The sequence below is a fragment of the Rahnella sp. P4_A8 genome (assembly GCF_056402435.1).
Genome location: NZ_JBFUHK010000005.1, coordinates 99,564 through 125,280 on the forward strand (window position 1 = coordinate 99,564; position 25,717 = coordinate 125,280).

General features: G+C 54.8%; 25 protein-coding genes. 9 read left to right on the top strand and 16 right to left on the bottom strand.

Going from position 1 to position 25,717, the window contains the following annotated elements; translation table 11 throughout:
• Positions 1-11 precede the first annotated feature (11 nt).
• The 8 genes from AC1DUO_RS04580 to bioH form a co-directional block, all read right to left on the bottom strand.
• Positions 12-974: an AEC family transporter gene (locus AC1DUO_RS04580; RefSeq protein WP_013573582.1), complete on the bottom strand. Its 963-nt coding sequence runs from the start codon at positions 972-974 to the stop codon at positions 12-14.
• Between the two features lie 190 nt (positions 975-1,164).
• On the bottom strand, positions 1,165-1,980 hold the full coding sequence (gene mdcE / locus AC1DUO_RS04585; RefSeq protein WP_112151934.1) for a biotin-independent malonate decarboxylase subunit gamma: 816 nt from the start codon (positions 1,978-1,980) through the stop codon (positions 1,165-1,167).
• Positions 1,977-2,819 (bottom strand): biotin-independent malonate decarboxylase subunit beta, encoded by an 843-nt coding sequence (locus AC1DUO_RS04590; protein ID WP_013573580.1) that lies wholly within the window; start codon positions 2,817-2,819, stop codon positions 1,977-1,979. Before AC1DUO_RS04590 ends, mdcE begins: the two co-directional genes overlap by 4 nt.
• A complete protein-coding gene (locus AC1DUO_RS04595) occupies positions 2,809-3,111 on the bottom strand; it encodes a malonate decarboxylase subunit delta (RefSeq protein WP_013573579.1) in 303 nt (100 codons plus the stop codon). Before AC1DUO_RS04595 ends, AC1DUO_RS04590 begins: the two co-directional genes overlap by 11 nt.
• Positions 3,112-3,151: 40 nt before the next feature.
• Positions 3,152-4,009 carry a triphosphoribosyl-dephospho-CoA synthase gene (locus tag AC1DUO_RS04600; protein ID WP_119261107.1) on the bottom strand — a complete coding sequence of 286 codons (858 nt, stop codon included), beginning with the start codon at positions 4,007-4,009 and terminating at the stop codon, positions 3,152-3,154.
• Positions 4,010-4,014: 5 nt separating this feature from the next.
• Positions 4,015-5,676, bottom strand: a complete 1,662-nt coding sequence (gene mdcA / locus AC1DUO_RS04605; RefSeq protein WP_013573577.1) for a malonate decarboxylase subunit alpha — start codon at positions 5,674-5,676, stop codon at positions 4,015-4,017.
• Positions 5,677-5,983: 307 nt separating this feature from the next.
• Positions 5,984-6,253: a YdgH/BhsA/McbA-like domain containing protein gene (locus AC1DUO_RS04610; RefSeq protein WP_014333504.1), complete on the bottom strand. Its 270-nt coding sequence runs from the start codon at positions 6,251-6,253 to the stop codon at positions 5,984-5,986.
• Between the two features lie 220 nt (positions 6,254-6,473).
• Positions 6,474-7,256 (bottom strand): pimeloyl-ACP methyl ester esterase BioH, encoded by a 783-nt coding sequence (bioH, locus tag AC1DUO_RS04615; RefSeq protein ID WP_013573575.1) that lies wholly within the window; start codon positions 7,254-7,256, stop codon positions 6,474-6,476.
• A gap of 46 nt (positions 7,257-7,302) precedes the next feature.
• Here bioH and gntX point away from each other — a divergent pair, with 46 nt between their 5' ends.
• Positions 7,303-7,992 carry a DNA utilization protein GntX gene (gene gntX / locus AC1DUO_RS04620; protein WP_119261106.1) on the top strand — a complete coding sequence of 230 codons (690 nt, stop codon included), beginning with the start codon at positions 7,303-7,305 and terminating at the stop codon, positions 7,990-7,992.
• A gap of 97 nt (positions 7,993-8,089) precedes the next feature.
• On the top strand, positions 8,090-8,665 hold the full coding sequence (nfuA, locus tag AC1DUO_RS04625) for a Fe-S biogenesis protein NfuA (protein WP_013573573.1): 576 nt from the start codon (positions 8,090-8,092) through the stop codon (positions 8,663-8,665).
• Positions 8,666-8,718: 53 nt separating this feature from the next.
• On the opposite strand, the gene malQ is transcribed toward nfuA, so the two are convergent.
• From malQ to ulaA, 8 genes are all read right to left on the bottom strand, one after another.
• Positions 8,719-10,794 (bottom strand): 4-alpha-glucanotransferase, encoded by a 2,076-nt coding sequence (gene malQ / locus AC1DUO_RS04630; protein WP_119261105.1) that lies wholly within the window; start codon positions 10,792-10,794, stop codon positions 8,719-8,721.
• 8 nt (positions 10,795-10,802) lie between these two features.
• Complete coding sequence (malP, locus tag AC1DUO_RS04635; protein ID WP_119261104.1) at positions 10,803-13,217, bottom strand: maltodextrin phosphorylase; 2,415 nt, start codon at positions 13,215-13,217, stop codon at positions 10,803-10,805.
• Positions 13,218-13,434: 217 nt separating this feature from the next.
• Positions 13,435-14,124, bottom strand: coding sequence for an L-ribulose-5-phosphate 4-epimerase (locus tag AC1DUO_RS04640; protein WP_119261103.1), 690 nt, complete (start codon positions 14,122-14,124; stop codon positions 13,435-13,437).
• Entirely contained in the window at positions 14,121-14,981 is an 861-nt protein-coding gene (locus AC1DUO_RS04645) for an L-ribulose-5-phosphate 3-epimerase (protein WP_112151938.1), read from the bottom strand. Before AC1DUO_RS04645 ends, AC1DUO_RS04640 begins: the two co-directional genes overlap by 4 nt.
• A 10-nt stretch (positions 14,982-14,991) precedes the next feature.
• The gene (locus tag AC1DUO_RS04650) at positions 14,992-15,648 is read right to left on the bottom strand and encodes a 3-keto-L-gulonate-6-phosphate decarboxylase UlaD (RefSeq protein WP_013573567.1); all 657 of its coding nucleotides are present in this window, start codon (positions 15,646-15,648) and stop codon (positions 14,992-14,994) included.
• Between the two features lie 25 nt (positions 15,649-15,673).
• Positions 15,674-16,144 (bottom strand): PTS ascorbate transporter subunit IIA, encoded by a 471-nt coding sequence (ulaC, locus tag AC1DUO_RS04655; protein ID WP_112151939.1) that lies wholly within the window; start codon positions 16,142-16,144, stop codon positions 15,674-15,676.
• Positions 16,145-16,154: 10 nt separating this feature from the next.
• Positions 16,155-16,463, bottom strand: coding sequence for a PTS ascorbate transporter subunit IIB (gene ulaB / locus AC1DUO_RS04660; protein ID WP_013573565.1), 309 nt, complete (start codon positions 16,461-16,463; stop codon positions 16,155-16,157).
• A gap of 56 nt (positions 16,464-16,519) precedes the next feature.
• Positions 16,520-17,923 carry a PTS ascorbate transporter subunit IIC gene (gene ulaA, locus AC1DUO_RS04665; protein ID WP_112151940.1) on the bottom strand — a complete coding sequence of 468 codons (1,404 nt, stop codon included), beginning with the start codon at positions 17,921-17,923 and terminating at the stop codon, positions 16,520-16,522.
• 412 nt (positions 17,924-18,335) lie between these two features.
• Here ulaA and ulaG point away from each other — a divergent pair, with 412 nt between their 5' ends.
• The 7 genes from ulaG to glpD all read left to right on the top strand — a co-directional run bounded on the left by ulaG (position 18,336) and on the right by glpD (position 25,616).
• Complete coding sequence (ulaG, locus tag AC1DUO_RS04670) at positions 18,336-19,400, top strand: L-ascorbate 6-phosphate lactonase (protein ID WP_013573563.1); 1,065 nt, start codon at positions 18,336-18,338, stop codon at positions 19,398-19,400.
• 114 nt (positions 19,401-19,514) lie between these two features.
• Positions 19,515-20,270: an HTH-type transcriptional regulator UlaR gene (gene ulaR, locus AC1DUO_RS04675; RefSeq protein ID WP_013573562.1), complete on the top strand. Its 756-nt coding sequence runs from the start codon at positions 19,515-19,517 to the stop codon at positions 20,268-20,270.
• Between the two features lie 84 nt (positions 20,271-20,354).
• The gene (glpE, locus tag AC1DUO_RS04680; protein ID WP_037033715.1) at positions 20,355-20,675 is read left to right on the top strand and encodes a thiosulfate sulfurtransferase GlpE; all 321 of its coding nucleotides are present in this window, start codon (positions 20,355-20,357) and stop codon (positions 20,673-20,675) included.
• A 140-nt stretch (positions 20,676-20,815) separates the two neighbouring features.
• A complete protein-coding gene (locus tag AC1DUO_RS04685) occupies positions 20,816-22,006 on the top strand; it encodes a trans-sulfuration enzyme family protein (RefSeq protein ID WP_013573560.1) in 1,191 nt (396 codons plus the stop codon).
• A gap of 219 nt (positions 22,007-22,225) precedes the next feature.
• Positions 22,226-23,059: a rhomboid family intramembrane serine protease GlpG gene (gene glpG, locus AC1DUO_RS04690; protein WP_013573557.1), complete on the top strand. Its 834-nt coding sequence runs from the start codon at positions 22,226-22,228 to the stop codon at positions 23,057-23,059.
• Positions 23,060-23,068: 9 nt separating this feature from the next.
• Entirely contained in the window at positions 23,069-23,827 is a 759-nt protein-coding gene (locus AC1DUO_RS04695; protein WP_013573556.1) for a DeoR/GlpR family transcriptional regulator, read from the top strand.
• A gap of 277 nt (positions 23,828-24,104) precedes the next feature.
• Positions 24,105-25,616 (top strand): glycerol-3-phosphate dehydrogenase, encoded by a 1,512-nt coding sequence (gene glpD, locus AC1DUO_RS04700; RefSeq protein ID WP_013573555.1) that lies wholly within the window; start codon positions 24,105-24,107, stop codon positions 25,614-25,616.
• Positions 25,617-25,717 lie beyond the last annotated feature (101 nt).

The window sequence follows — 25,717 nt, forward strand, 5'->3', positions numbered from 1 at the left end:
TCCTTCTTAAATCAATGCAATGCAGCGGTCAGTGAGATAAACAGCGGCAAAGTCACGATACACAATACGGAACTGATCAGCAGTGATGCTTCTGCATCCGGGGACTGCACACCGAAACGGTTACCGAACACGATACCGAAGAAACCGGCAGACAGCGCAATCATCAGTATTGCGGTCACAGCAACCTGACCGCTCAGGCCAAATGCCAGAACCAGACCCCAGGCGATGAACGGCTGGATCAGGTTTTTCGCCACACAAGACAACAACACCGGACCGTTAATTTTCAGTTTACGGGCTGACAGGATCACACCGGTCAGGAACAGCGCAGATGCGGTCGCTGACAACCCCAGCGGCTTGATCGAAGCCAGGAAAATTTCCGGCATTTTAATGCCAATCGCTGACAGGATCACGCCCAGCAACGGTGCCCAGACGATCGGTTTTTTCACTGAACGCCACATCAGAACCGGCAGCAATGCCAGGGAAGATCCCTGATTTTCACCACTGAGACGCGCTTTTTCACGTTCAAGGATCAGCAGACAGAACGGCGTCATCAGCACGGAACCGCAGGCGATAGAGACCGCGACGGAAAGTGACGTTGACGGCGCATCACCCAGCACGCTGCCCAGAATAGGCAAACCCAGTGCCGCATAGTTTGGCAGTGCGACAGTCAGCGTCAGCACCGCCGCGTCCTGCGCAGATTTTTTGAAGACTTTGGTGCAAATAAAGTAAATCGCTGCGTAGGTTATCCACATCGCCAGAACCAGCACCAGAATCAGCGGTGACTGTTCCACAATGCCCGCCCACGGGGTTTGTACGGTGGCTGCAAACAGCGCAGCAGGTAAAGCAAAATCCATCACGAAAATATTCAGTAAAGAGACATTCTGGTTATCCACCATTTTCGCTTTCCCGGCGTAAAAACCGAGGATCATGATGACGAAAATAGGGGCAAGCGCGTGCAATATTACGTAAGTCATAGCGTTTTTCCTGAGGCAAAAAATGATTGCTCAGTCGGCGCCGGTGCGATGGTTTTTTTAGTATGACAGTCCAGTTGCAGACAACAGCAGGCCCTCGCCCGGACGGTATGTCAGGGCGGGAACCCGCAATGCGGCTGCGTCACGCTGTTTGCAGGTGCGTTACCGGTTGAGACTGAAAGTTGTTAACGAATTACCATTCCTGGCGCATCTGCTGGCGAACGCGCTGCGAACTTGCGCGGTTTTCTGCACCCAGACGGTTGCTGAGGCTAACGCCTTCTTTGCGTGCGTCCTGGATGTTTTGCCAGACAACGTTTTGCACGTTGCTGATGTCGTCGGGTGTGGCCTTATCCGGGTCAGCGATGTCGAGTAATTGCGACAGCAGGCCCAGCGTGGCGTAGTTTTCGATGTCGTAAGCCATCGGCGGAATGGTGGCAGCCAGTTTTTCCAGCGCGTCCACAGAACGTAAGGTGATACGTGCGGCAGATTCTTTACCCATCGCGTGGATCATCACGCCGTCGTTTTTGAAGGCGATCAGTTTGTTAGCCTGATAACCGTGCGCCAGAAACGCACCGGACATCGCTTTACCGACAATCAGCCCGACCACCGGATGCCCGGCCAGACGCGCTTTGGCGTAAGCGCCTGCGGCACCGGCCAGCGCCTGATGGATACCGAACGCTTCTTCGCGGCGACCATAAGCCTGACTTGGTACGTCGATGACCGCCACGATGGCGCGTTTGGTGCTGGCATCCGCGTCGGCGTCAATCACGTCGTTAACGACTTTTGCCAGATTCCAGCCTTCGAGCAAACCGACTTCGCCGCCCGCTGCACGCGGATACTGGTTATTTTTGTCCGGCACCACGGCGATGAAACGTACCGGCTGGTCATTCATTTTGCCGTCAGCCGCTTTCACGGAAGGGCAAAGACCGGTTACCGGAGTGGCGTCTTTGGTCAGTTCAGCGAACCAGTAATCACCCCGGCTGGCTGCATTATTTGCTACGTTGCTCATGCGCGATCCTCCCGGTTAAACAAGGCTTCCGTCACTTCACGGCTGGCCTGCTGCGCGGTGTCAAAACCGGTCAGTTTTGGCAGGTAATAATCATAATTATCAGAACGATGTGTCGCAGGTACGCCCGCTTTAATAAAGGCCAGCACGCTGTCTTTCACTTCATTCAGGGAATCTTTCACCAGCGCATCAACAAACCCGCTGTGATAACGCACTTCGCCACCGGTCATGCTCCAGATAAACGGACGGTCGCGGGAATCGTATTCATCGATACCGGCTTCCTGTTCGATAACCTGCGGACCGTTCAGTCCCAGACGGGCTTCACGGGTGACAATCAGATAGCTGCACAGCGCGGCGGCAATCGACATCCCGCCAAAGCAACCAACAGTACCGGCAACGACGCCGATCACCGGCGTATAGCGGCGCAAATCAACAATGGCGGCGTGAATATCCGCGATCGCCGCCAGACCCAGATTGGCCTCCTGCAAACGCACACCACCGGTTTCCAGCAGCAGAACGGCCTGCGTCGGGATGCCGTTACGGTTATCTTCTGCAGCCATTTCCAGCGCAGCAGCCATTTTGGCACCGGACACTTCGCCCATGCTGCCGCCCTGGAAGCTGCCTTCAATCGCCACAACGACAGCAGGCTGGCCGTTAATCTGACCTTTGGCGACGACCATGCCGTCATCGGCCTGCGGCACGATGCCCTGCGGTTCCAGCCACGGAGACATAATGCGTTCGAACGGCCCGAGCAGTTCACGGAAAGTCCCGGCGTCCAGCAATTTGCGGGCGCGCTGACGGGCGCTCAGTTCGATAAAGCTCTGATCAGTATCAGTTGGCATTTTCAGCCTCCTCAAAGACCTGTTCGATACGCAGACGGGCAACGCCGGGTGTGGCGCCAAAATCATTGATGTCGAGACGGCCGGCCGGTAATTCACGCAGCGCACTCAGACGGTTAAAAAAGTTCTGCCATAAGGTATGGCTGCCGTCGACCGAGGTGGTGACGATAATGTTCAGTTCATTGACTGTTTTTGGTTCATACAGCGCTTCTAAATCGCCGGAACCTACCACGCCTGCTTCGGCACGGCCTGCCAGCGGTTTTGCCGCCGGGTAGTTAAATTCAAAACGTTCCATAACACCTCTTTGTACTGATGTTAGTTAATGCGTATCCGGTTCAGACCACGCTGACGCGGTCAAGAAACAGCGTCGCAGCCAGTAAATCAGCGGCACCGCCGGGCGATGTGTTGTCCGCCAGCATCCGGTGTTCGAGATGGCGCAACCGTTGTTTGCCCGCCATCGTGCTGGTGCCACCGGCTTCCAGCACGGCCTGCGCGCCCTGATGCATGGCTTCCAGCGCCGGTAAGCCACCGCGTGACAGCACGCAGGTGTCGGCCAGTGTGGACATCACCGCCAGTAAGGCATCGACCTGCGCTTCGCTTTCGCTGGCGCCGTGTGCCCGGCTGTGATGAAGCTGCGGCAGTGCACAACCAATAATGTGCGGGAAACCGCTTTGTGCCTCTTCGCGTGCACCCGGCACCTGATAACGCTGCACGGCGTGCGAACCTTTACTGAATTTTTTCGGGCTGAAAGCATCGGGCAACACCGCAATTTTCGCGGCGCGCTGCGCAATATGCAGCGGCAGTAAACTTTCCGGCTGCATGGCAACGGCGCTGACCAGCAACCCCATCGCCCAGATAGCGCCCCGGTGAGTATTCACGCCGCCGGTTTCCGCCATCATCTGCGCTTCGCCAGCACGACCTAAACGGCCCACTTCCTGACGCAGGGCGATATCCGCCGGGCGCTGCCAGCTGTGTAAAGCCAGCAAATAGAACGTGGATGTCAGGCAGCGCGCCGAACGCACCATCAGATCTAAACTTAAATCCTGATGGGCACCGGCACTCCGGCTGTCTACCAGCCCCGGTTTCGGGCTAAGCCGCGCTTCGTCGATCAGCGCCTGCGTCGCCGTTTCTGCCAGCCTTTCGGCCAGTTCTTCCGCTGTGAGCAGAGCGCCAGTCGTTAAAGTCTGCGGCATAGTGATCACCAGCTACGGAATTTGGCTGGCGGGTTATACAAGCCGCCGGACCAGTCAACCAGCTCGCTCACGCTGCCCGCCGCCAGTAATGAACGGGTGGCGTCGGTGCGGCGGATGCCCATATCTTCCGGGAAGACCACCAGTTCCTGACGACGCAGGTCGGCGACGCGTTTGGCGTCAACGCCCAGACCGATGTCAGTGATACCGGCAACTGCCGCCACCATCGCACGGCGTTCTTCGAGAGAACGGGCACGGTAAAGATAGGCGATACCTTCTTCGGTCAGCACATGGGTCACGTCGTCGCCGTAAATCATCACCGGCGCCAGCGGCATACCGGATTCTTTACCCACATCGACGGCTTCGAGTTTCTCAACGAATGTCGGTTTGCCACCGGCCTGGAAGGTTTCCACCATCTGTACGACCAGTTTTTTACCGCGAGCCATCGGGTCCGGCTCTTCAATCATGTCGAGCCAGGCTGGCGTGGAGTGACGGCGACCGTGCGGATCATGCCCCATGTTAGGCGCGCCCCCGAAACCGGCCAGACGACCGCGGGTCACGGTTGACGAGTTCGCCAGCCCGTCAACCTGCAAGGTCGAACCGATGAACATGTCTACCGCGTACTGGCCTGCCATCTGGCAGAACGCACGGTTGGAGCGCATAGAACCGTCGGAGCCGGTGAAGAACACGTCAGGACGGGCGCGGATATATTCTTCCATCCCCATTTCGCCGCCGAAGCAGTGAACGGTTTCCACCCAGCCGCTTTCAATCGCCGGGATCAGCGTCGGATGCGGGTTCAGTGTCCAGTGTTTACAGATTTTGCCGCGCAGGCCGAGCTGTTCGCCGTAAGTGGGCAACAGCAGTTCGATAGCGGCGGTGTTAAAACCGATGCCGTGGTTGAGCGACTGCACGTTGTGTTTGGCGTAGATACCTTTAATGGCCATCATGGCCATCAGCACGTGAACCGGTTTGATCAGGCGCGGGTCACGGGTGAACAGCGGTTCTATGAAGAATGGCTTGTCGGCGACGACCACGAAATCGATCCAGTCGCCCGGAATATCGACGCGCGGCAGATCGGTGTCTTCTTCAACCAGTTCGTTGACCTGCGCAATCACGATACCGTTTTTGAAGGCTGCGGCTTCGACCAGCGCCGGGGTGTCTTCGGTGCTTGCGCCGGTATACAGATTGCCTTTGCGGTCAGCTTTGAAACCGGCGATCAGTGCGATGTTCGGCACCAGATCGACGTAAAGACGGGAATACAGTTCGATATAGGTGTGGATCGCACCGATTTCCATCTGACCGTCTTCCAGCAACTGCGCGATGCGCAGGCTTTGCGGACCGGAGAACGCAAAATCGAGCTTACGGGCGATGCCACGTTCAAAGAGATCCAGATGTTCAGCGCGGCTGACGCTCGGCATGATCATATGTAAATCATGCAGCTTTTCAGGATTCACTTTCGCCAGTGATCGGGAAAGGAAGTCAGCTTGTTTTTGGTTGTTACCCTCCATCACCACGCGGTCGCCGGAGGCAATCAGCGTTTCGAGGATGGGGATAATTTTATCTGTGGGTAAAACTTTACCCTCTGCCACGGAACGGACACTGTCGATACGCCGTTGTTTTTCATTGCGGCGGGTGTCCCACACTTTCGTGGTCTGCGGATGTTGCGGCATGCCAAACCTCCCTGGGTTGAGCTTGCTGAATCTTTCCCGGCGTGATGAAACAAGAGGCATCGGGAAGTTCAGTCAAGTGGCGGTTGCATCACATTTGACCTGTTTTGATAGCCTGCTAAGTGTAAGCAGCGAAGAATATTGCATCAATTAAGCGTCCGGACACTTCGTTACGCTGAGAGTAACGATCTGACGTATTTCTTTAAAAACAAATTGATACAGAACAAAGAAAGAGAAGGAGCGCACAGAAAACGGGAATAAAAAAGGGATGCACAAAGGCATCCCGGGGTTCAGAGCAGCATAAAAGCGATTATTTGAAGACTTCAGCCGTTGCGGTGATTTTCTTCTTCTCCTGAGCCGCAATCACCACATAGTATTTGCCGCCCTTTTCATCAGCCAGTTTGGACAATTCTTCTTTCGCATCCATTGGCGCAGTGTATTCATTGCTGGTCGTGACCACGCCCAGACTGGTGTAACCCTTATCTTTGGCTTCTTCTTTCGAGATCATCTCTGCCGCCATCGCGTTGAGTGAGAATAACCCTGTCAGAATTGCCGCAACGATAATTTTGTTTGATTTCATGACATTACCTCTAAATTGGATGAATAGTTCTCAAAGAAAGCAGTCAGGATATGAACAGCGGGTGTATCTGCGCTGGCATGACCTTCATGGTTAAACGCCAGTAAACTCCCCAGAGACGCAAACAGGCTCGCGTAACAACTTACGCCCACCTTTCACCCCGTCATCATCGGCTTAAGTATTAGTCACCCTTGAGAATTAGCCAGAAAATTGAAAAAAATATTTACATTGGCTTGCAGTCTGCAATCAGGAAACGCTCGACAAGTTCACAAAACCTATCAGGGTGGGAGATAAACGGCGCATGTGCAGCCTTTTCAACGACTTCCGAACAGGAATCGGGCAGAATCGCATCCATCAGCGGCACCATTTTTCTCGGTACCAGCCCGTCGAGCGCACCGTAAATACGCAGGACTGGCAAGGTCAGTTGCGTCACCGGCTGGCGCAAATCCACGTTGCGTAAAATCTCCAGCCCGCCATTGAGCACGGCCACCGGCGGCATCGGCAGATTCAGAACGATCGATTTAAGCAGCCGCGCATCCTGACGGGCGCTGTCGCTGCCCAGCGTCTGCAGCGCCAGAAAACGCTCAACCGTGCGCTGGAAATCTTCACTTAACTGATGCTGAAAACCCTGTAATACGTCCGGGCGGATCCCCGGCCAGTTTTCATGGGCTGCAAAACAGGGCGATGATGCCACGGTAATCAGTTTTTCCACGCGCTGCGGCGCACTCAGGGCTATCTGGCTGGCCACCAGGCCGCCCAGCGACCAGCCAAGTAATGCGCTTTTCTCCGGCATTGCGGCAAGCACGGTTTCCGCCATCTCTTCCAGCGTCATCGCCCCGAAACCCTCACTGCGGCCATAGCCCGGCAGATCAATCAGATGCAGACAAAATTGCGGCGCAAGTCGCTCTGCCGTGTAACGCCACACTTCGGCATTCAGCCCCCATCCGTGAAGCAGCACAAGATGGCGATCTCCTTCGCCGATAGTCTCCCGGTAAAGCGTATTCATAGCGTATTGTCCGTGTCTGTCTGATTGGCAAAAGGAACCCGCCGCTATGCTAACAATTGCCAGCCGCTGTTGGCTATGCCAGTGTCCGCTGCATCTCCCGGTTCAGGGCATTTGCAGTTTGTGCATGAAACATCTGCCGGTCGCACCGCCCTGCTGCCTGCGCTGCGGATTGCCCTCTTCCGGGGGCAGCGCCGATTGCGGACGTTGTCTGTTAAAACCCCCACCGTGGGACGCGATGATCTTCGCCAGCCCTTATGAAATGCCGGTGAGCGGGCTGGTTTTGCGGTTCAAATTCTCCAGGCAACCGGAACTCGACACCACGCTCGCCCGTTTACTTTTTCTGCGCTGGCAGGAACGCTACCGGATGAGCAATCTGTCCAGACCCGACGTGCTTCTCAGCGTGCCGCTGCATCAGAAGCGCTATTTCTCGCGCGGGTATAATCAGAGTGAATTGCTCGCGAAGCCGCTGGCACGCTGGCTGCATTGCCAATATCTGCCCGATGCCCTGAGCCGCAACCGGCGCACGCCGCCGCAGCAAAGTCTGACCGAGCACGAAAGAAAGTGGAATCTGCGCAAAGCCTTCACATGCCATGCCAGCCTGCGCGATAAGCACGTGATGTTGCTCGATGATGTGGTCACGACCGGCAGTACTGTCAGGGAAATCAGCAAGATTCTGCGTAATCAGGGCGTTGCTTCGCTGCAAATTGCCTGTATTTGCCGGACTTTGCAGGCGTAAGCACGTGCTGCTAACACACTGGCAACGTGAAGGGTGACGGGTAAAAACAAAGGGCGTATTATAACCAACTAGAGTAGTCAACTATTGAGCGAATGTTATGATCCTTATTACCGATGCTGCCCAAGAGCACTTTGCCAAATTGCTGGCAAGCCAGGAAGAAGGCACCCAAATCCGCGTATTCGTGATCAATCCCGGTACGCCAACCGCAGAATGCGGTGTCTCCTATTGCCCACCTGACGCCGTAGAAGCGACGGATACCGAACTCAAGTTCGAGAAACTGTCTGCTTTCATTGATGAATTAAGCGCGCCTTATCTGCAAGACGCCGTGATCGACTTCGTCACCGATCAGCTCGGTTCCCAGCTCACGCTGAAGGCTCCGAACGCCAAAATGCGTAAAGTCTCTGACGATGCGCCGCTGATGGAACGTGTTGAATATCAGTTGCAGTCGCAGATTAACCCGCAGTTAGCCAGCCATGGTGGTCGTGTTTCCCTGATGGAAATCACCGACGACGGCATCGCTATCCTGCAATTCGGCGGCGGTTGCAACGGCTGTTCGATGATTGATGTCACCCTGAAAGACGGCATCGAGAAAGAACTGCTGCAAAACTTCCCTGAGCTGAAAGGCGTTCGCGACCTGACTGAACACCAGCGCGGCGAACACTCCTTCTACTGATCACCTGCTGATCAGCCAGAACATAAAAAGCCCCCTTCCGTTGGGTGCTTTTTTTATGCCTGCCTGCGCTGGTTTAAATCACTGAGCAGCGCATCAATATGCTCATCAGCAAACATGTCCTCCAGGGTTCGCGTCAGTTTGCGCCGCCAGTTGGGGTATTCGGTATTGGTGCCCGGCACATTCACCGGCAAATCCATGTCCAGCCAGTCTTCCGGTTGCAAACCCAGCAACGCGCTGGCGCTGCCCGCCAGATAACGTTGCAAACCCAGGTTCAGCAGCGGCGTCATCGGCATGTTTTCAGCACTGCGGCTGATCGATTTCGGCACACACTGTGTCAGATGCAGCGCATTAAGAAGCCCCTGCTTGCTACGTTCACGTTCCCCGCGCAGTTTTTCCAGCACCTGCGGATCAGGATAAACGCCCAGCGACGCTCCGAGCGTTAAATCGCCCCCTTCCCAGTAGCCCCGCAACGTCGGTAAATCATGGGTGGTGACCGTTGCCATCGCTTGTGAAACATAATCTTCCGGCGGCCGGTAAAGGAAGTGTTTATCGTGCTCGAAATACAACACTTTGTAGGAATACACCCCGCTGTCACGCAGGCTGGCGAGGATTTCTTTCGGCACGGTACCGAGGTCTTCACCAATCACCATGCACTGATGCCGCTGACTTTCCAAAGCCAGCACACCGAGTAAATCCTCCAGCGGATAACGGACATACGCGCCGCTGCCCGCCTCCTGTTCGGCGGGTATCCACCACAAACGCAGCAACCCCATGACGTGATCGATACGCAGTGCACCGCATTCCGCCATGTTTGCACGCAGCAAATCTATGAACGGCTGATAGGCACGGGCTTTCATTTCGTGTGGATCAATGGGCGGAAGCCCCCAGTTTTGTCCCTGCGGGCCGAGAATATCTGGCGGCGCACCGATGGTGGCATTCAGGCAATACAGCGCCGGATCGGACCAGGTTTCCGCGCCGCCTTGCGCTACGCCGACCGCCAGATCACGATACACGCCGATCGGCATCTTCAGCTCAACACTGCGCTGATAACATGCGGAAAACTGCATCTGCGCCAGCCATTGCTGCCACTGATAAAATTCAATTTCACCGGCGTAACGCTCGCTGAATTCCCGCACTTGTGCACTTTTCGCATCACGATAGACTTCCGGCCATACCGGCCAGCCCCACTGGCCTAAATCCAGATCGCGCAGATGCGTATGCAGTGCGTCGAACAACGCCTGCTGTCGCAGGCTGTCGCCACCAAGTGCGACGAAACGGCGAAAATCCTGCTTACGCGGGCTGTCTTCCGGCAACTCGCAAAACAGCGGCCAGGCCAGTTTGAGCGCCGCCGATTTCAGCGCCATCACCAGCGGATAATCGACAAACTCCGTGCTGCGTGCCTGCAGTAACGCCTCGCGCGTCTCTGTCGAATGCCACCAGTCTTGCGCCTCGCGACTGGCGGTAAACTCCTCCACGGCATTCACATCAATGTAGGTCAGATTCAGCCAGCGGCGGGACGACGGACTGTAAGGGCTGGCACTTTGCGGATTCGCCGGATAGAGCGCGTGTATCGGATTCAGCCCGACGAACGCCCCGCCGCGTTTCCCAACTTCTTCGACCATTTTTTTCAGGTCACCGAAGTCGCCTGCGCCCCAGTTATTCTCCGAGCGCAGCGTGTAAAGCTGAACCGTCGCGCCCCACAGTTTTTCCCCTGCCAGCAATGCCTCCGGCTCATAACAGCGCGGCGGCGCGACGATGATCCGGCAAGGCCAGACGTTATCATTTTGCGATAACGTCAACTGGTGATAGCCGGCAGGCAGCGCAGCCCCGAGGTTCAACACGTTGCCTGTCAGGATTTCGCCCTGCGTCTGGCTGCCATTTTCCTGCGTCAGTTGCCATTGAAATGCGCCACTGCCTTCCGGCGTGAGCCACACTTTTTTGCCTTGTGTAAACACTTTGACCGGCGGCACGGGCGTGATTTCCGGCACGTCAGCCGGATCACGCCCCATCGCCGCCAGCAAGGCGACGCGCGTGTCATCTGACACCGTTTCCACGTCATCCGTCATATTAATGAAACTGTCTACAATGCCTGCCCGGCGCGCGGCCTCAGCGAGTTGCTTGTCCTCCATGTTGGCTCCTATCGTTTGGCCTGCCAGATGCGCTGCTGATAATCGCGGATGGAACGGTCAGCGCTGAACATGCCTACACGGGCCGTGTTGAGCAAGGTACGGCGGGTCCATTCATCGGCATTACGGTAAAGCGCATCGACCTGTTTTTGCGCCTCGCAATAGGTGGCAAAATCCGCCAGCACCAGATACGGATCACCGCCATCGAGCAGACTGTTGAGCATCAGATCGAAGGCCTTTTTGTCACCACTGGCATAAAAACCGCTGGCCAGTTCGTCGAGAATGGCTTTGAGATGTTTGTCCTTTTTCACCAGCGCTTTCGGCTTGTAGCCTTTTTTCAGCTGCGCTTTGACTTCATCAACGGTCAGTCCAAAGATAAAGATGTTGTCCTCGCCGACTTGTTCGGCAATTTCGACGTTGGCACCATCCAGCGTGCCGACGGTCAGTGCACCGTTCAGCGCCAGTTTCATATTGCCGGTACCGGAAGCCTCTTTCCCGGCGGTAGAAATCTGCTCCGACACATCCGCCGCCGGGATCATCAGTTCTGCCACCGACACACAATAATCGGGAATGAACACCACTTTGAGACGATCGGCGACGATCGGATCGTTGTTGATCTTCTCCGCCACCTGATTGATCGCATAAATAATATTTTTGGCGAGGTAATAACCGGGCGCGGCTTTGGCGCCGAACAGGAAAACACGCGGCACGATGTCGAGTTTCGGGTTATCGCGGATCTGGCGGTACAGGGAAAGAATATGCAGCAGATTGAGATGCTGACGTTTGTATTCATGCAGGCGTTTAATCTGTACATCGAAAATCGCGTCAGGATTAAGCCGGATCCCCATGCGCTGCCAGACGTATTCCGCCAGCCGCACTTTGTTATCGTGTTTGATTTTGCGGTACTGTTTGCAGAATTTTTTGTCTTTAACACCGTCTTCCAGACCTTTCAGCAGGTCCAGATTATTGACCCAACTGTCGGTTTTCAGCCGTTCATCAATCAGTGCCGACAGCGCCGGATTACATTGTTTAAGCCAGCGGCGCGGCGTGATGCCGTTAGTCACGTTATGGAATTTTTCCGGCCACAACTGGTGATACTCCGGGAACAGATCTTTGACCACCAGATCGGAATGCAGCGCCGCCACGCCGTTAACCGCAAAACCCGCGACCACGCAGAGGTTCGCCATACGCACCTGTTTGTCGTGATGCACGGCAAGTTTCGCCCAGACCGCCTCATCACCCGGCCATTCTTTGCTGACCCGTTTCTTAAAGTTGGCGTTGATCTGTTTAATGATCTGGAAATGACGCGGCAACAGGCTGCGCACCAGTCGCTCGTCCCAGGTTTCCAGCGCTTCCGGCATTAGCGTATGGTTGGTGTACGCGAAGGTGCGGCTGGTGATGTGCCACGCGTCATCCCAGCTCAACTGATGCTCGTCGAGCAGCACGCGCAGCATTTCAGGAATAGCGATGGTCGGGTGCGTATCGTTGAGCTGGATGACTTCATAATCCGGCAGTTCGCTGATTTTGCGGCCAAGGAAATGATGACGCCGCAGGATATCGGCCACCGAGCAGGCGCACTGAAAATACTGCTGCATCAGGCGCAGGCGTTTACCGGCCTGATGGTTGTCGTTCGGATACAACACTTTGGTGAGTTTGGCGGCGTCGATGCCCTGTTGTTCGGCTTTCAGAAACTCGCCGTCATTAAACTTTTCGAGATCAAACGGGTGCGGATGCGTGGCTTCCCATAAGCGCAACGGTTGCGTGATACCGTTGCGGTAACCCATTACCGGTAAATCCCAGGCTTCGCCACGCAGGGTAAATTCCGGTTCCCAGCGTGAAACGCCCTGCTCATTTTTCACGATTTTACCGCCAATACCGACGCTGACCGCCAGCGAACTGTTGTGGCGGAACCACGGATATTCGCTGCGGTGCCAGTCGTCCGGCGACTCTTTCTGTTTGCCGTCAACAAAACGCTGGCGGAATAAACCGTACTGATAGTTCAGGCCGTAACCGATGCCGGGCTGCCCGACGGAAGCCATCGCATCGAGATAACAGGCCGCCAGCCGTCCCAGCCCGCCATTGCCCAGCGCCGGATCAATTTCTTCTTCCAGCAGGTCGGTCAGGTTGATATCAAACTGCTCCAGCGCAGCGGCAATTTTTTCGTACCAGCCGAGATTAATCAGGTTGTTACCGGTGAGACGCCCGACCAGAAATTCCATCGAGATATAGTTAACGTGGCGGATAATTTTTTTGCTTTTACTGCTGACCGGCTCATTTTGCGGGGGAATTTGTTCCGCGACGGCGGCGCTGACCGCATGCCACCACTGGTGCCGGGTCATATCTGAAGCTGAAGTGAGTCCGAACGCTTGCCACTGGCGGGTGAGCGCCGCCAAAAAAACATCCTGCTTGAACGTGATCTTCGACATAGGGCAGTCTCTTTTCAGTCTGAGGGGACGGAATGCTTCCGTGAGAAAAAGTGTGATCGCGATATCTATGTATAAACCCTATGCTGGAAAAATGCTCACTGCGGGGATGAGGAAAAATGCATGAAATCATGTCGAAGGGATGGCGGAGATGCCATTAAAACCCCGCCCCAACCCTCACCTTCGCAGGGGAGGGGTTTTAATGGCATCTCAATAGCTATTATTTCTGCCCGTAATACGCATCCGGCCCGTGCTTGCGGCTGAAGTGCTTGTGCAGCAAATAATCGTCCATCGGGGTTTGGTCACGTCGGATTGAACCGGTGATCCACGCCATTTTCGCGACTTCTTCCAGCACCACCGCGTTGTGTACCGCCTGTTCCGGCGTGATTCCCCAGCAGAACGGGCCATGCTGGGCGACCAGAATACCCGGCATATGCAGCGGATCGATGCCGGTCAGCGACGCGGCGATAACTTTGCCGGTTTCCAGTTCGTACTCTCCGCTGACTTCCTGACGCGATAAAGGCCGGGTGCAGGGAATGGCACCGGCAAAATAATCCGCGTGTGTGGTGCCGAGTAGCGGGATGGCGACGCCGGCCTGCGCCCATGAGGTCGCATAGGTCGAATGGGTATGCACGATGCCACCAAGCTGCGGGAAACGGGCGTAAAGTTCGAGATGCGTGGCGGTATCTGAAGAGGGTTTGTAATGCCCTTCCACGACGTCGCCTTGCAGGTTCAGCACGACCATATCGCTGACCTGCATTTTCTCGTATTCCACGCCGCTCGGTTTGATCACAACAATACCGCGCTCGCGATCAATACCGCTGACATTCCCCCACGTGAAGGTCACCAGACCAAAAGCGGGCAGCGCCATGTTGGCTTCAAATACGCGTTGTTTCAGTGCATCCGTCATCGGGTTTCCTCCATGTTAAGCCCGGCTTTCTGCATTTTATCGACCACCCAGGCGCGGGCGTTGCGCACTTCCTGCATCGGATCGGCGGCGGTTTCGCTCCACATTTCGATCAGGTACGGCCCGCGATAACCGCTTTTTTGCAGCGTGGCAAAGCAACGCTCGAACTCCACCACGCCGTTGCCAAAGGGGACGTTTTTGAATACGCCGGGCTGTGTGTCTTTAACATGCACAGCGACGATATGCCCTGCGCCGCTTGCCAGTTCCATCTGCACGTCGTTATCCCATGCCGATAAATTGCCGATATCCGGATAAAGCTGGAACCACGGATTGTTCAGGTAATGACTGTAACCCAGCGCTTTGCTGATCGAATTCATCAGCGGGTAATCCATGATTTCCATCGCCAGCGTGACCTGCGCACGACTGGCCATTTCGACGGACTCCTGCAAGCCATCGCGAAAACGCTCGCGGGTATTTTCATTGGCCTGCTGGTAATACACGTCATAACCGGCAAGCTGGATCACGCGAATGCCGAGATCCTGCGCCAGCACGATGGCCTTGCGCATGATTTCCAGACCCTGATTGCGGGTTTCATCATCTTCTGCACCAAGCGGGAACCGCCGGTGTGCGCTCAGGCACATGGACGGAATGCGGATGCCGGTGCGTGATATTGCATCAACTACCTGCAAACGTTGCTCGCGTGACCAGTCCAGCCGCGCCAGCCGGTTGTCGGTTTCATCCACCGACATTTCAACGAAATCGAAGCCCAGCTCTTTCGCCAGTGTCAGGCGCATCAGCCAGTCTTCGCCCGCAGGCAGGGCTTTTTCATAGATACCGAGTGGAACGGCTTTATGCATCATTCGGTGTTCCTTAGCCCCAGAGCTGGCGAATGGATTTTTTGAACTGACGTGCTGCGTCAACCGGATCTTTGGCGTCGCGGATACTACGTCCGGCGATAAAGACGTGCACCGGAATGTCTTTAAATAGCGGCAAATCTTCCAGCGCCAGTCCRCCGGTAATGGTCACTTTAAAGCCCATGGCGGAAAGGCGTTTAATCGCCGAGATATCGGCATCGCTCCACGCCACCCCGGCGGCCTGCGCGTCGCGGCTGCGGTGATAAACCACCTGCCCGATGCCTGCGTCGTGCCATTCCTGCGCCTGTTCCCACGTCCAGTAACCGGTCAGCTCAATCTGCACGTCGCCGTTAAATTCTTTCGCCACTTCCAGCGCACCTTTGGTGGTGTTGATGTCGGCACAGCAAATCACCGTCACCCAGTCAGCATGGGCTTCGAAACACATGCGCGAGAGGATTTTTCCGGCATCGGCGATTTTGGCATCGGCCAGCACAATTTTTTCCGGATACAGCGCCTTGAGGTCACGCACCGCGCGCACACCTTCTGCGACACATAAAATAGTGCCAACTTCGATAATGTCGACTTCGCTGGCGATCAGACGCGTGGTTTTGTAAGCGTCGTCCATCGACTGGTTATCCAGCGCCACCTGCAACATCGGTAATGAATGAGACATAATATATTCCTTCTCTGCTAACGAATTAGTGAACCGCCGTGGCGGAGGTCAGGTCGATCAGATCCAGCACCTGTTGCGCCGTAGTGCAGGCACGCAGGCGGTCAAAATTGGCTTCATCATCAAACAGGTTCACCACCTGCATGATGCCGATTTCCTGATGCGCATTGGCATCCACCGCCGCCAGCGTGATGAGAATGTCCACCGGATCGTTATCTTCATGATTGAACACCAGCGGTTTTTTCAGCGTCACCAGCGCAAAACCGGTTTTCAGCACACCTTCTTCCGGACGGCCATGCGGCATGGCAAGCCCGGGCGCGATCACGAAATACGGCCCGAAACGTTCGACGCCGTCCAGAATCGCCTGGTAATAACGCGGCTCTACCACTCCGGCTTCCACCAGCATATCGACGCCAATTTTCACTGCGCCCTGCCAGGTTTCTGCTTCTGCGTTGAGGCGAATCGAGTTGTTTTCAGCCAGCGAATCTCGCAGTTTCATACATCGCTCCTTACTTTTTCAGGTCTGCGGAAAAGTGCGCGTTAATCACTTCCATCACTTTCGGACCGAAGTCCGCCGCCGACAGCATGTTGCGCACGCCGACCACGTATTTGTTGCCGCTGACGGTGATTTCATCCGCCACGTGCGTGGAGGCGACAATAATGTCAGCCCCGCTCAGCTCGGATTTGTATTCCCCCACCGCGCAGCTATTCATGGTGTGATCCACGCCTTCCTGCGTCAGAAACTGGCCGATTTTCATCTTCATGATCATCGAACTGCCTTGCCCGCAACCGCATACCGCCAGAATTCGTACTGTCATGGGAACCTCTTTATTTTGTGAGAAGTTATTTGTGAGAAGTCATTAGTGAACAGTCATTAGTGAGAAACGGACTGATTAAGCGCCTGTTTTTCAGCATCTTCTTCGGCCCGCAATGCGCGACCCGCGAAGAACATGTAGAGCAGCACAATCACCCCAATGACGCCTATAAAGGCCATACCGATGCTGAAGAAGCCCTGCATCATTGGCGGTGCCAGAATCGACCAGTCTGCCATGCCCATCCAGGCGCTCAGGCCGGTGAGTTTGATGGCCCAGACGCAGCCGAAGATTTCGATCATCCCCATCACCAGACAGATTTTCAGCGCCGCGCGCCAGCCGCCGAAGTGATTGGCAAACACGCCGATGGTGGCGTTAGAGAAGAACATCGGGATAAAGCCGGGGATGATCATGATGGAAGAGCCCATGCCAAACAGAATGGCGACAGCAATCAGCTGGCCGATGGTGCCCCACATAAAGCCCCAGACCACGGCGTTCGGCGCAAAGCTGTAAATAGCCGCGCAGTCGATGGCCAGCACGGCACCGGGGATCAGGCGTTGGGAGATGCCGTTAAAGGCTTCGGTCAGTTCAGCAACGAACATACGCACGCCCTGAATAATGATGAAAATCGCCACTGCAAACATCAGACCGGTTTGCAGGATGTAAATCGTCCAGTGGGTTTTTCCGGCCATTTGCTGCAGGGTGTCGAGGCCGAAGGAACACAGAATGATGCCGAAGAACACGGTCATCACGATGGCGGTAGACACGATATTGTCATGGAAAATATTCAGCCAGCCCGGCAGTTTGAGATCTTCAACACTGTCTTCTTTCTTCCCGAGATACGGCGCGATTTTATAAGCGATCCACGAGGCAAATTGCTGCTGGTGACCAATCGAGAAGCCGCTGTTTTCGGTCACGGCCTGCGTCGGTTTGTACATCATGTTCGAGGTAATGCCCCAGTACAGCGACACCAGAATTGCGGTTGACCAGATGGTGGTCCACATCGGATAGCCCATGATGAAGAAGAACACCGCAATCAGCCCCGCCTGCTGGAACATGATGTGGCCGGTGAGCATGATGGTGCGAATGCCGGTAATGCGGCGGAATACCACCATCAGGATATTCAGCGCCAGGGCGATCAGCACCGCGTAACCGACCCAGCTATAGGCCTCGCCCATGCGCTCCACCGTGGCCATCATTGAGGCATAGGTATCTGATATTGCACCGTTAATGCCATACACTTCTGAAAGTTTTGCCACCACCGGTTTGAAGGTACCGGTCAGAATGCCGGACCCCGCCTGCAGTAACATAAAGCCGATAATGGTTTTGATGGTGCCCTTGATAATCACCGTCGCGCTCTTCCTGAGCAGGATGTAACCGAGCATGGTCACAATACCCAGCAGCAACGGCGCGTTAGTCATTACCTGATTAAAAAATACGGTGAAGATGGTGTAGAGGAATTCCATAAGACTCTCCGTCTGACCTTGTTTGATCTCTTCAACGCACTTGAACATAACCGCTGCGCTAAAAAGTGAGGGACAAACGCACTCTAATGCTCACATCGAATCAAATAAAGATTCGCAATGATTATTTGTGAGCAGTCTCGCAAGATATCGTCATCGGCAGAATGAGCTAACAAACTAAATCACTCTGTTTTTATGATAAATATCAGCCATATACTACAAAAAAAGGCATGTGAAAACCGCCTGAAATCCTCCCATCCTCCTTTGTCACCCCCTGCTTAATGCTAAAAATCGCTCGTTTATAATCATTGTCATTATGAATTTTCGATGATAAGTTCTCACAAATAAATCATATATAATCACTAAATGATTTATTGTGACTCTATTTCAAAGCCAACTCAGATGAGGGAATACTATGAGCAAAGTAGAAACGATCAGCCGCGAATCCTGGATCCTCAGCACTTTCCCGGAATGGGGCACCTGGTTAAACGAAGAGATCGAGCAGGAAAAGGTCGCGCCGGGCACTTTTGCCATGTGGTGGCTGGGCTGTACAGGGATCTGGCTGAAGTCTGAGGGCGGCGCGAATATTTGTGTCGATTTCTGGTGTGGCGTCGGCAAGCAAAATCACAGCAGCCCGCTGATGAAAACCGGCCACCAGATGCAGCGCATGGCCGGTGTAAAGAAGCTCCAGCCAAATCTGCGCACCACACCGTTTGTGCTCGATCCCTTTGCGATCAGGGAGATCGACGCGGTGTTATCCACCCACGATCATAACGATCATATCGATGTGAACGTGGCCGCCGCGGTCATGCAAAACTGTGCTGCTGACGTGCCCTTTATCGGCCCGCAAACCTGTGTGGATTTGTGGATGAGCTGGGGCGTGCCCGCCAGTCGTTGCATCGTGATGACGCCGGGCAAAGTGGTGAGGATCAAAGACGTGGAAATTCACGCACTGGATTCTTTCGACCGCACGGTGCTGATCACCCTGCCCGCAGACCAGAAAGCCGCAGGGGTATTGCCGGATATGATGGATCAGCGCGCGGTGAATTATTTGTTCAAAACGCCGGGCGGTAACCTGTATCACAGCGGCGATTCGCACTATTCCAACTACTACGCCAAACACGGTAACGAATATCAGATAGACGTGGCGCTCGGCTCTTATGGCGAAAACCCGCGTGGTGTGACCGACAAAATGACCAGCGTCGATATGCTGCGCATGGCGGAATCCCTCAACACCAAAGTCGTTATTCCGTTCCACCATGATATCTGGTCGAATTTCCAGGCCGATCCGCAGGAAATCCGCGTGCTGTGGGAGATGAAAAAAGATCGCCTGAAATACGGCTTCAAGCCGTTTATCTGGCAGGTCGGCGGTAAATTCACGTATCCGGATGATAAGGATAACTTCGAGTATCACTATCCGCGTGGCTTTGACGACTGCTTTACTACCGAGACTGATCTGCCATTCAAGTCTTTCTTATAAAGTATGTTATGAACAGGCGGAGGCAACAGACTCCGCTTTTTTATAAACCATGTAATTGCCATTACTGCTCGTTTATAATCACGCGGTAATCACCTATTTACCTGCGGAGCCACCATGACTGAGCCACAACGCCACAACGCTATTCTCGATCTGCTGCAACGTCAGGGGCAGATTTCAGTCGCTGATGTGATTGATCAGTTTGATATTTCACCCGCTACGGCGCGTCGTGACATCACCAAGCTCAACGAACTGGGCAAACTGCGGAAAGTGCGCAATGGCGCTGAAGCCGTGAATCAGCCACGCCAGAACTGGACACCGCTGAATATCCATCAGACGCACAATCTCAACGAGAAAATGCGCATCGCCAAAGCGGCATCCGAACTGTGCCAGCCGGGTGAAAGCGTGGTGATAAACTGCGGTTCGACGGCGTTTCTGCTCGGCCGTGAAATGTGCGGAAAAGACATTCAGGTCATTACCAATTATCTGCCGCTGGCCAATTATCTGATTGAACAGGAGCACGACAGCGTGGTGATCATGGGCGGTCAGTACAATAAAAGTCAGTCAATTACGCTGGCACCACAAGACGGCGATGCCAGCCTGTATGCCGGGCACTGGATGTTCACCAGCGGCGCGGGGCTGACCGCCGATGGCCTGTACAAAACCGATATGCTGACCGCGATGGCCGAGCAGAAGATGTTGAATTATGTTGGGAATTTGGCGGTACTGGTCGACAGCAGCAAAATCGGCCAGCGCGCGGGCATGCTGTTCAGCCGCACCGAACAAATCGATGTGCTGATCACCGGCAAAGAAGCGAATGATGAAATCATCGGGCAATTACGTCAGAAAGGCGTGCAGGTGATCCTGGTTTAGCCTTTATCCCTGTATTTCGTCTGGTCTTAGTTGTGCAATTATTGGGTAGAATGGCGGCATAACCTTTTATGAGGCAAGACCAGAATGGAACAATTTGAAGCAATCAGCGTTGAACAAGCACATTCCCGCCTGACCTCAGGCGAAGCCGTGATGGTCGATATTCGTGACCCGCAAAGCTTCGGCGCAGCACATGCACCTGGCGCTTATCACCTGAGCAACGACAGCCTGCCTGCGTTTATCCAGCAGGCCGATGCCAAAACACCGGTACTGGTGATGTGCTATCACGGCATCAGCAGCCGCGGTGCCGCGCAATTTCTGATTTCTCAGGGTTTCGAATCGGTCTACAGCGTTGACGGCGGTTTCGAAGCCTGGTCGCAAACCTTCCCGCAAGATATTGAAGCCTGACCCCTCTTTATTGACGCCGGCGCACGCTATAGTCTTTATAACCAGGCTAATGAGTTTGCGCCGAAAATGTTCTTAAGCTGAAAAAGCTACCTTTCTCCAGTGTTGATATAATTTCCGCCTACTATCGACAGGATTCCAAGATGAAAAAACTGAACACTTCACGTTCTTTAGGGATGCGTACGCTCGCCGTTCATGGCGGACAGCAGCCCGATGCCCTGACCGGCGCGATTGCGACACCTATCACCGCCGCATCGGCATTTTCATACCCGGATTTTGACAGCGGCGCACGCCGTTTCAGTGGTGAAGAACCGGGTTATATTTACAGCCGTTTCGCCAATCCGACGGTGGCCGTTTTTGAACAGAAACTGGCGGCGCTCGAAGGTGCAGAAACCGCCGTTGCCTGCGCGAGTGGCATGGCAGCGATCAGCGCCACGTTGTTTGCCCTGCTGGTTCCCGGCGATGAAATCATTCATATCGGCACGCTGTATGGCGGCACTGAAGGCGTGGTGCGTAACCTGCTGCCACGTTATGGCATCAAACCGGTTCACGTTACCCATGTGAGCGAACTGGAAGCGGCATTCACAAAAAACACCAAAGTGGTGCTGGTGGAAACCCCGGCTAACCCGGGACTGGATATCGCCGATCTGGCTGAAGTCGCCCGTCTGTCGAAAGCCGCCGGTGCAGTCAGTGTGGCGGATAATACTTTTGCCACACCGTACCTGACGCGCCCGCTGGAACTGGGCATTGATATCGTTCTGCATTCCGCGACCAAATACATCAGCGGCCACGGCGATGCGACCGGTGGCGTAGTGGCCGGTTCGGCGGCATTAATCACGCCAATCCGCACCCTGAGTCTGAAGCAGTTCGGTGGCAACCTGAGCCCGTTCGAAGCCAGTTTGCTGATCCGCGGCCTGAAAACTCTGCCGCTGCGCGTCGAAGCCAGTTCGCTGAGCGCACAGGCGGTGGCGGAATTCCTCGACGGCCACAGCGCGGTAGACACCGTGTTCTATCCGGGGCTGAAGCAGCATCCGGGACATGCCACCGCCTCAAAACAAATGAAACTGTTTGGCGGGATTATGGCCATTGAGCTGAAAGGCGGCCTCAACGCCGCACGGACGTTCCTCGATAAGCTGAGCATCATCACGCAGGCGGTATCGCTCGGCGACACCGATTCGCTGGCCTGCCATCCGGCATCGACAACGCACAGCGCCGTCGCGCCGGAAGTTCGCCGCCAGAGCGGTATCACCGACGGACTGGTGCGCATCAGCATCGGTATCGAAGATACCGAAGACCTGATTGCTGATCTGCAACAGGCGCTGGAAGGGCTTTAAAGGCTCGATTTTGCAACACCGTCATCCGGCGGTGTTGCAAAAGACTTCGATCCTCATCACATCACCATAATTTTCTATTCACAGATAACCGCACAGCATTCCTAAATTCCCCTCCTTTACCCGTCTGACGTTATAATCGACATCCCCCACGCTGGCAGATAAGGTATTGCCCTAAAATGACGGCAACAAATCAAACAATTAGGGAAACCGCTAAACGCTATGGTGCGCATTCTTAACCTGAACAACCCCCGCCTGGCTCAGGCTTTTGTCGATTACATGGCAACCCAGGGTTTTACGCTGACGATGAAACACGAAAGTCAGGAAGTGCAGCTCTGGCTGGAAGATGAATCCCGTCTGGAAGAGGCCGAGAAGCAGGTGGCGCTGTTTGTGCGCGATCCCCTGCATCCACGCTATCAGGAAGCAAGCTGGAAAACCGGCAAGGCACAGCCACATTTAAAGATGTCGCACACACCCTTCCTGAAAACCCTGCGCAGCCGCGCCGGGCCGCTGACGATAGGCATGATTGTGCTGAGTCTGGCGGTGTTTATCCTGCAACAGATGGTCGGCGACGAACTGGTGATGAGCTGGCTCGCCTGGCCGGACAGTTCGCGCGTTTTCCAGTTATGGCGATGGTTCACCCCGGCCCTGATGAATTTCTCCTTTATTGCCCTGCTGATTAATCTGGCATGGTGGTGGTATCTCGCCAGCCAGATTGAGATGCATCTGGGCAGCGGCAAACTGTTCACCGTAACCTTAATTTCTGCCCTGATCAGCGGCTGGGGCCAGTCGATGGTCAGCGGTTCGTGGTTCGGCGGATTATCCGGTGTGGTGTACGCGCTGATGGGTTACGCCTGGCTGACCGGCCAGTTGAAACCGGAAAGTCGTCTGTATGTGCCCGGCGGATTACTGGTCATTTCGCTGATTTTTATGTTCATTGGCTATGCAACGGGCGGCGCGGCCGTGTCGAATGCCGCGCATGCGTTTGGTCTGGGCCTCGGCCTGATCATGGCATTTGTTGACACGCGCACTCCGCGCAACAAAAAAAATAAGTAGGGGATTCGGGTGAAACAAACACAACGCCATGATGCGATTATCGATTTAGTCCGCCAGCAGGGGTATGTCAGCACCGAAGAGCTGGTGGAGCATTTTGCAGTCAGCCCGCAAACTATCCGCCGTGATCTGAATGATCTGGCGGAACAGAATAAAATTCACCGTCACCATGGCGGTGCAGCCTTGCCGTCCAGTTCGGTGAATGCGGCATACAACGACCGTAAAGTGATGTGGTCGGAAGCGAAAGCGCGTATCGCCGAACGAGTCGCCAGCCAGATCCCTGACGGTTCAACGCTGTTTATTGATATCGGCACCACGCCGGAAGCCGTGGCGCATGCGCTGCTTAACCATAAAAATCTGCGCATCGTGACCAACAACCTGAACGTCGCGACGCTGCTGACAGCCAAAGAGGATTTTCGTTTGTTCCTCGCAGGCGGTGAAGTGCGCGCCCGCGACGGCGGCATCATGGGCGAGGCAACGCTCGATTTCATCTCTCAGTTCCGCCTTGATTACGGCATTCTCGGCATCAGCGGCATCGATATGGACGGTTCGCTGCTCGAATTCGACTATCACGAAGCCCGTACCAAACGCGCGATTATCGAAAACTCCCGCTGCGTGATGCTGGTGACGGACCATTCCAAATTTGGCCGAAACGCGATGGTCAACCTCGGCAAAATGGATCTGATTCATTATCTGTTCACTGATAAACAGCCGCCGGACAGCGTGAAGCAAATCATCGACAAGTACGACGTGCATCTCGAACTGTGCTGATTTGCCTGCATTTAAGGAGCGCTGCGGCTGGCGCTCCTGCTTTTCCTCCCTCCGCCCTGCCCGGCAAAACGAACAATTTCGAAAAATTCCACGCGTAGCGGCGTTCGGTTTCGTCCCCGCCTTGCTATTTTGCTCGAAACCGACACAAAAATGTTACCTTCATCACGCATAATTGTTTTTATTTGGTTAACGCTTGGCTTGTTTGTCGATTCTCGATTACAATCGTGAGCGAAAACGAACATAAAAGAGCTATTGCGAACATCTGGAGGAAGATGACGTGGAAACCAAAGACTTGATCGTAATTGGTGGCGGTATTAATGGTACCGGCATCGCAGTCGACGCAGCTGGCCGCGGGCTGTCTGTTCTGCTGCTTGAAGCGCAAGACTTGGCCTGCGCGACCTCTTCGGCCAGTTCTAAACTGATCCACGGTGGCCTGCGCTATCTGGAACATTACGAATTCCGTCTGGTCAGCGAAGCGCTGGCTGAACGTGAAGTGCTGTTGAAAATGGCACCGCATATTGCTTTCCCGATGCGTTTCCGTTTACCGCATCAGCCGCATTTGCGCCCGGCCTGGATGATCCGCGCCGGTTTGTTCCTGTACGACCATCTGGGCAAACGCACCAGCCTGCCGGCCAGTAAAGGTCTGAAATTCGGCAGCGAGTCCGTGCTGAAACCAGAACTGACCAAAGGTTTTGAATACTCGGATTGCTGGGTCGACGATGCGCGTTTAGTGGTCGTCAATGCACAGGAAGTGGAAGAACGTGGCGGCGAAGTTCGTACCCGCACCCGCGTGACCCGCGCATGGCGTGAGGACGGCATGTGGATGGTTGAAGCCGAAGATATCGACACCGGCAAAACCTTCACCTGGCGCGCCAAAGGTCTGGTGAACGCTACCGGTCCGTGGGTAAAACATTTCTTCGACGACGGCCTGAAGCTGAAATCGCCATACGGCATCCGTCTGATCAAAGGCAGCCATATTGTGGTGCCCCGTGCACACAATCAGCCGCAGGCCTACATTCTGCAAAACGAAGATCATCGCATTGTTTTCGTGATCCCGTGGATGGATGAATTCTCCATCATCGGCACCACCGACGTGGAATATCACGGCGATCCGAAAGACGTGAAAATCGACGATAAAGAAATCGGTTATCTGCTGAAAGTGTATAACGACCACTTTAAGAAACAGCTGACCACCGAAGACATCGTCTGGACTTATTCCGGCGTGCGCCCGCTGTGCGATGACGAATCAGATTCACCACAGGCGGTGACCCGCGATTACACGCTCGACGTTCACGATCAGGATGGCAAAGCGCCGCTGCTTTCTGTATTCGGCGGCAAGCTGACCACCTACCGTAAACTGGCAGAACACGCGCTGGAAAAACTGGTGAAGTACTATCCGAAAGCCGGCCCGGCGTGGACCAAAACGGCCGTGCTGCCTGGCGGGAAACTGAACGGAGACCGTGATACCTACAGCGCCAATCTGCGTTCCCGCTTCAAATGGTTACCGGAATCACTGGCACGCCGTTATGCGCGTACGTACGGCAGCCAGACAGAGTTATTCCTGAATGACGCGACCAGCCTTGAATCGCTGGGCGAAGATTTCGGTCACGGATTCTACGAAGCTGAACTGCGTTATCTGGTGGAAAAAGAGTGGGTTTCACAGCTTGATGATGCCATCTGGCGTCGTACCAAACTCGGTATGTGGCTGGATAAAACCCAGCAACAACGCGTCGCCGAGTGGCTGGAAACGCACAAACAGCAGAAGAAACATCTGTCGCTGGCGTCTTGATTTAGTTAGCTCCTCCCCCTGCGAAGGGGGAGGCCGGGAGGGGGTTTAACAGACAAAACAAGTGCTTATGCACACTTAACATCTTGTTTTTGACCTTAATA

What these genes read in the sequence shown, in the direction of transcription:
- gntX (WP_119261106.1), top strand. Translation starts at nt 7,303, where the DNA reads ATGCTAACAATTGCCAGCCGCTGTTGGCTATGCCAGTGTCCGCTGCAT.
- AC1DUO_RS04640 (WP_119261103.1), bottom strand. Translation starts at nt 14,124, where the DNA reads ATGACGGATGCACTGAAACAACGCGTATTTGAAGCCAACATGGCGCTG.
- ulaR (WP_013573562.1), top strand. Translation starts at nt 19,515, where the DNA reads ATGACTGAGCCACAACGCCACAACGCTATTCTCGATCTGCTGCAACGT.
- bioH (WP_013573575.1), bottom strand. Translation starts at nt 7,256, where the DNA reads ATGAATACGCTTTACCGGGAGACTATCGGCGAAGGAGATCGCCATCTT.
- AC1DUO_RS04610 (WP_014333504.1), bottom strand. Translation starts at nt 6,253, where the DNA reads ATGAAATCAAACAAAATTATCGTTGCGGCAATTCTGACAGGGTTATTC.
- nfuA (WP_013573573.1), top strand. Translation starts at nt 8,090, where the DNA reads ATGATCCTTATTACCGATGCTGCCCAAGAGCACTTTGCCAAATTGCTG.
- mdcA (WP_013573577.1), bottom strand. Translation starts at nt 5,676, where the DNA reads ATGCCGCAACATCCGCAGACCACGAAAGTGTGGGACACCCGCCGCAAT.
- AC1DUO_RS04580 (WP_013573582.1), bottom strand. Translation starts at nt 974, where the DNA reads ATGACTTACGTAATATTGCACGCGCTTGCCCCTATTTTCGTCATCATG.
- ulaA (WP_112151940.1), bottom strand. Translation starts at nt 17,923, where the DNA reads ATGGAATTCCTCTACACCATCTTCACCGTATTTTTTAATCAGGTAATG.
- AC1DUO_RS04685 (WP_013573560.1), top strand. Translation starts at nt 20,816, where the DNA reads ATGAAAAAACTGAACACTTCACGTTCTTTAGGGATGCGTACGCTCGCC.
- AC1DUO_RS04645 (WP_112151938.1), bottom strand. Translation starts at nt 14,981, where the DNA reads ATGATGCATAAAGCCGTTCCACTCGGTATCTATGAAAAAGCCCTGCCT.
- malQ (WP_119261105.1), bottom strand. Translation starts at nt 10,794, where the DNA reads ATGGAGGACAAGCAACTCGCTGAGGCCGCGCGCCGGGCAGGCATTGTA.
- ulaB (WP_013573565.1), bottom strand. Translation starts at nt 16,463, where the DNA reads ATGACAGTACGAATTCTGGCGGTATGCGGTTGCGGGCAAGGCAGTTCG.
- AC1DUO_RS04600 (WP_119261107.1), bottom strand. Translation starts at nt 4,009, where the DNA reads ATGCCGCAGACTTTAACGACTGGCGCTCTGCTCACAGCGGAAGAACTG.
- glpG (WP_013573557.1), top strand. Translation starts at nt 22,226, where the DNA reads ATGGTGCGCATTCTTAACCTGAACAACCCCCGCCTGGCTCAGGCTTTT.
- malP (WP_119261104.1), bottom strand. Translation starts at nt 13,217, where the DNA reads ATGTCGAAGATCACGTTCAAGCAGGATGTTTTTTTGGCGGCGCTCACC.
- mdcE (WP_112151934.1), bottom strand. Translation starts at nt 1,980, where the DNA reads ATGAGCAACGTAGCAAATAATGCAGCCAGCCGGGGTGATTACTGGTTC.
- ulaG (WP_013573563.1), top strand. Translation starts at nt 18,336, where the DNA reads ATGAGCAAAGTAGAAACGATCAGCCGCGAATCCTGGATCCTCAGCACT.
- AC1DUO_RS04590 (WP_013573580.1), bottom strand. Translation starts at nt 2,819, where the DNA reads ATGCCAACTGATACTGATCAGAGCTTTATCGAACTGAGCGCCCGTCAG.
- glpE (WP_037033715.1), top strand. Translation starts at nt 20,355, where the DNA reads ATGGAACAATTTGAAGCAATCAGCGTTGAACAAGCACATTCCCGCCTG.
- AC1DUO_RS04595 (WP_013573579.1), bottom strand. Translation starts at nt 3,111, where the DNA reads ATGGAACGTTTTGAATTTAACTACCCGGCGGCAAAACCGCTGGCAGGC.
- ulaC (WP_112151939.1), bottom strand. Translation starts at nt 16,144, where the DNA reads ATGAAACTGCGAGATTCGCTGGCTGAAAACAACTCGATTCGCCTCAAC.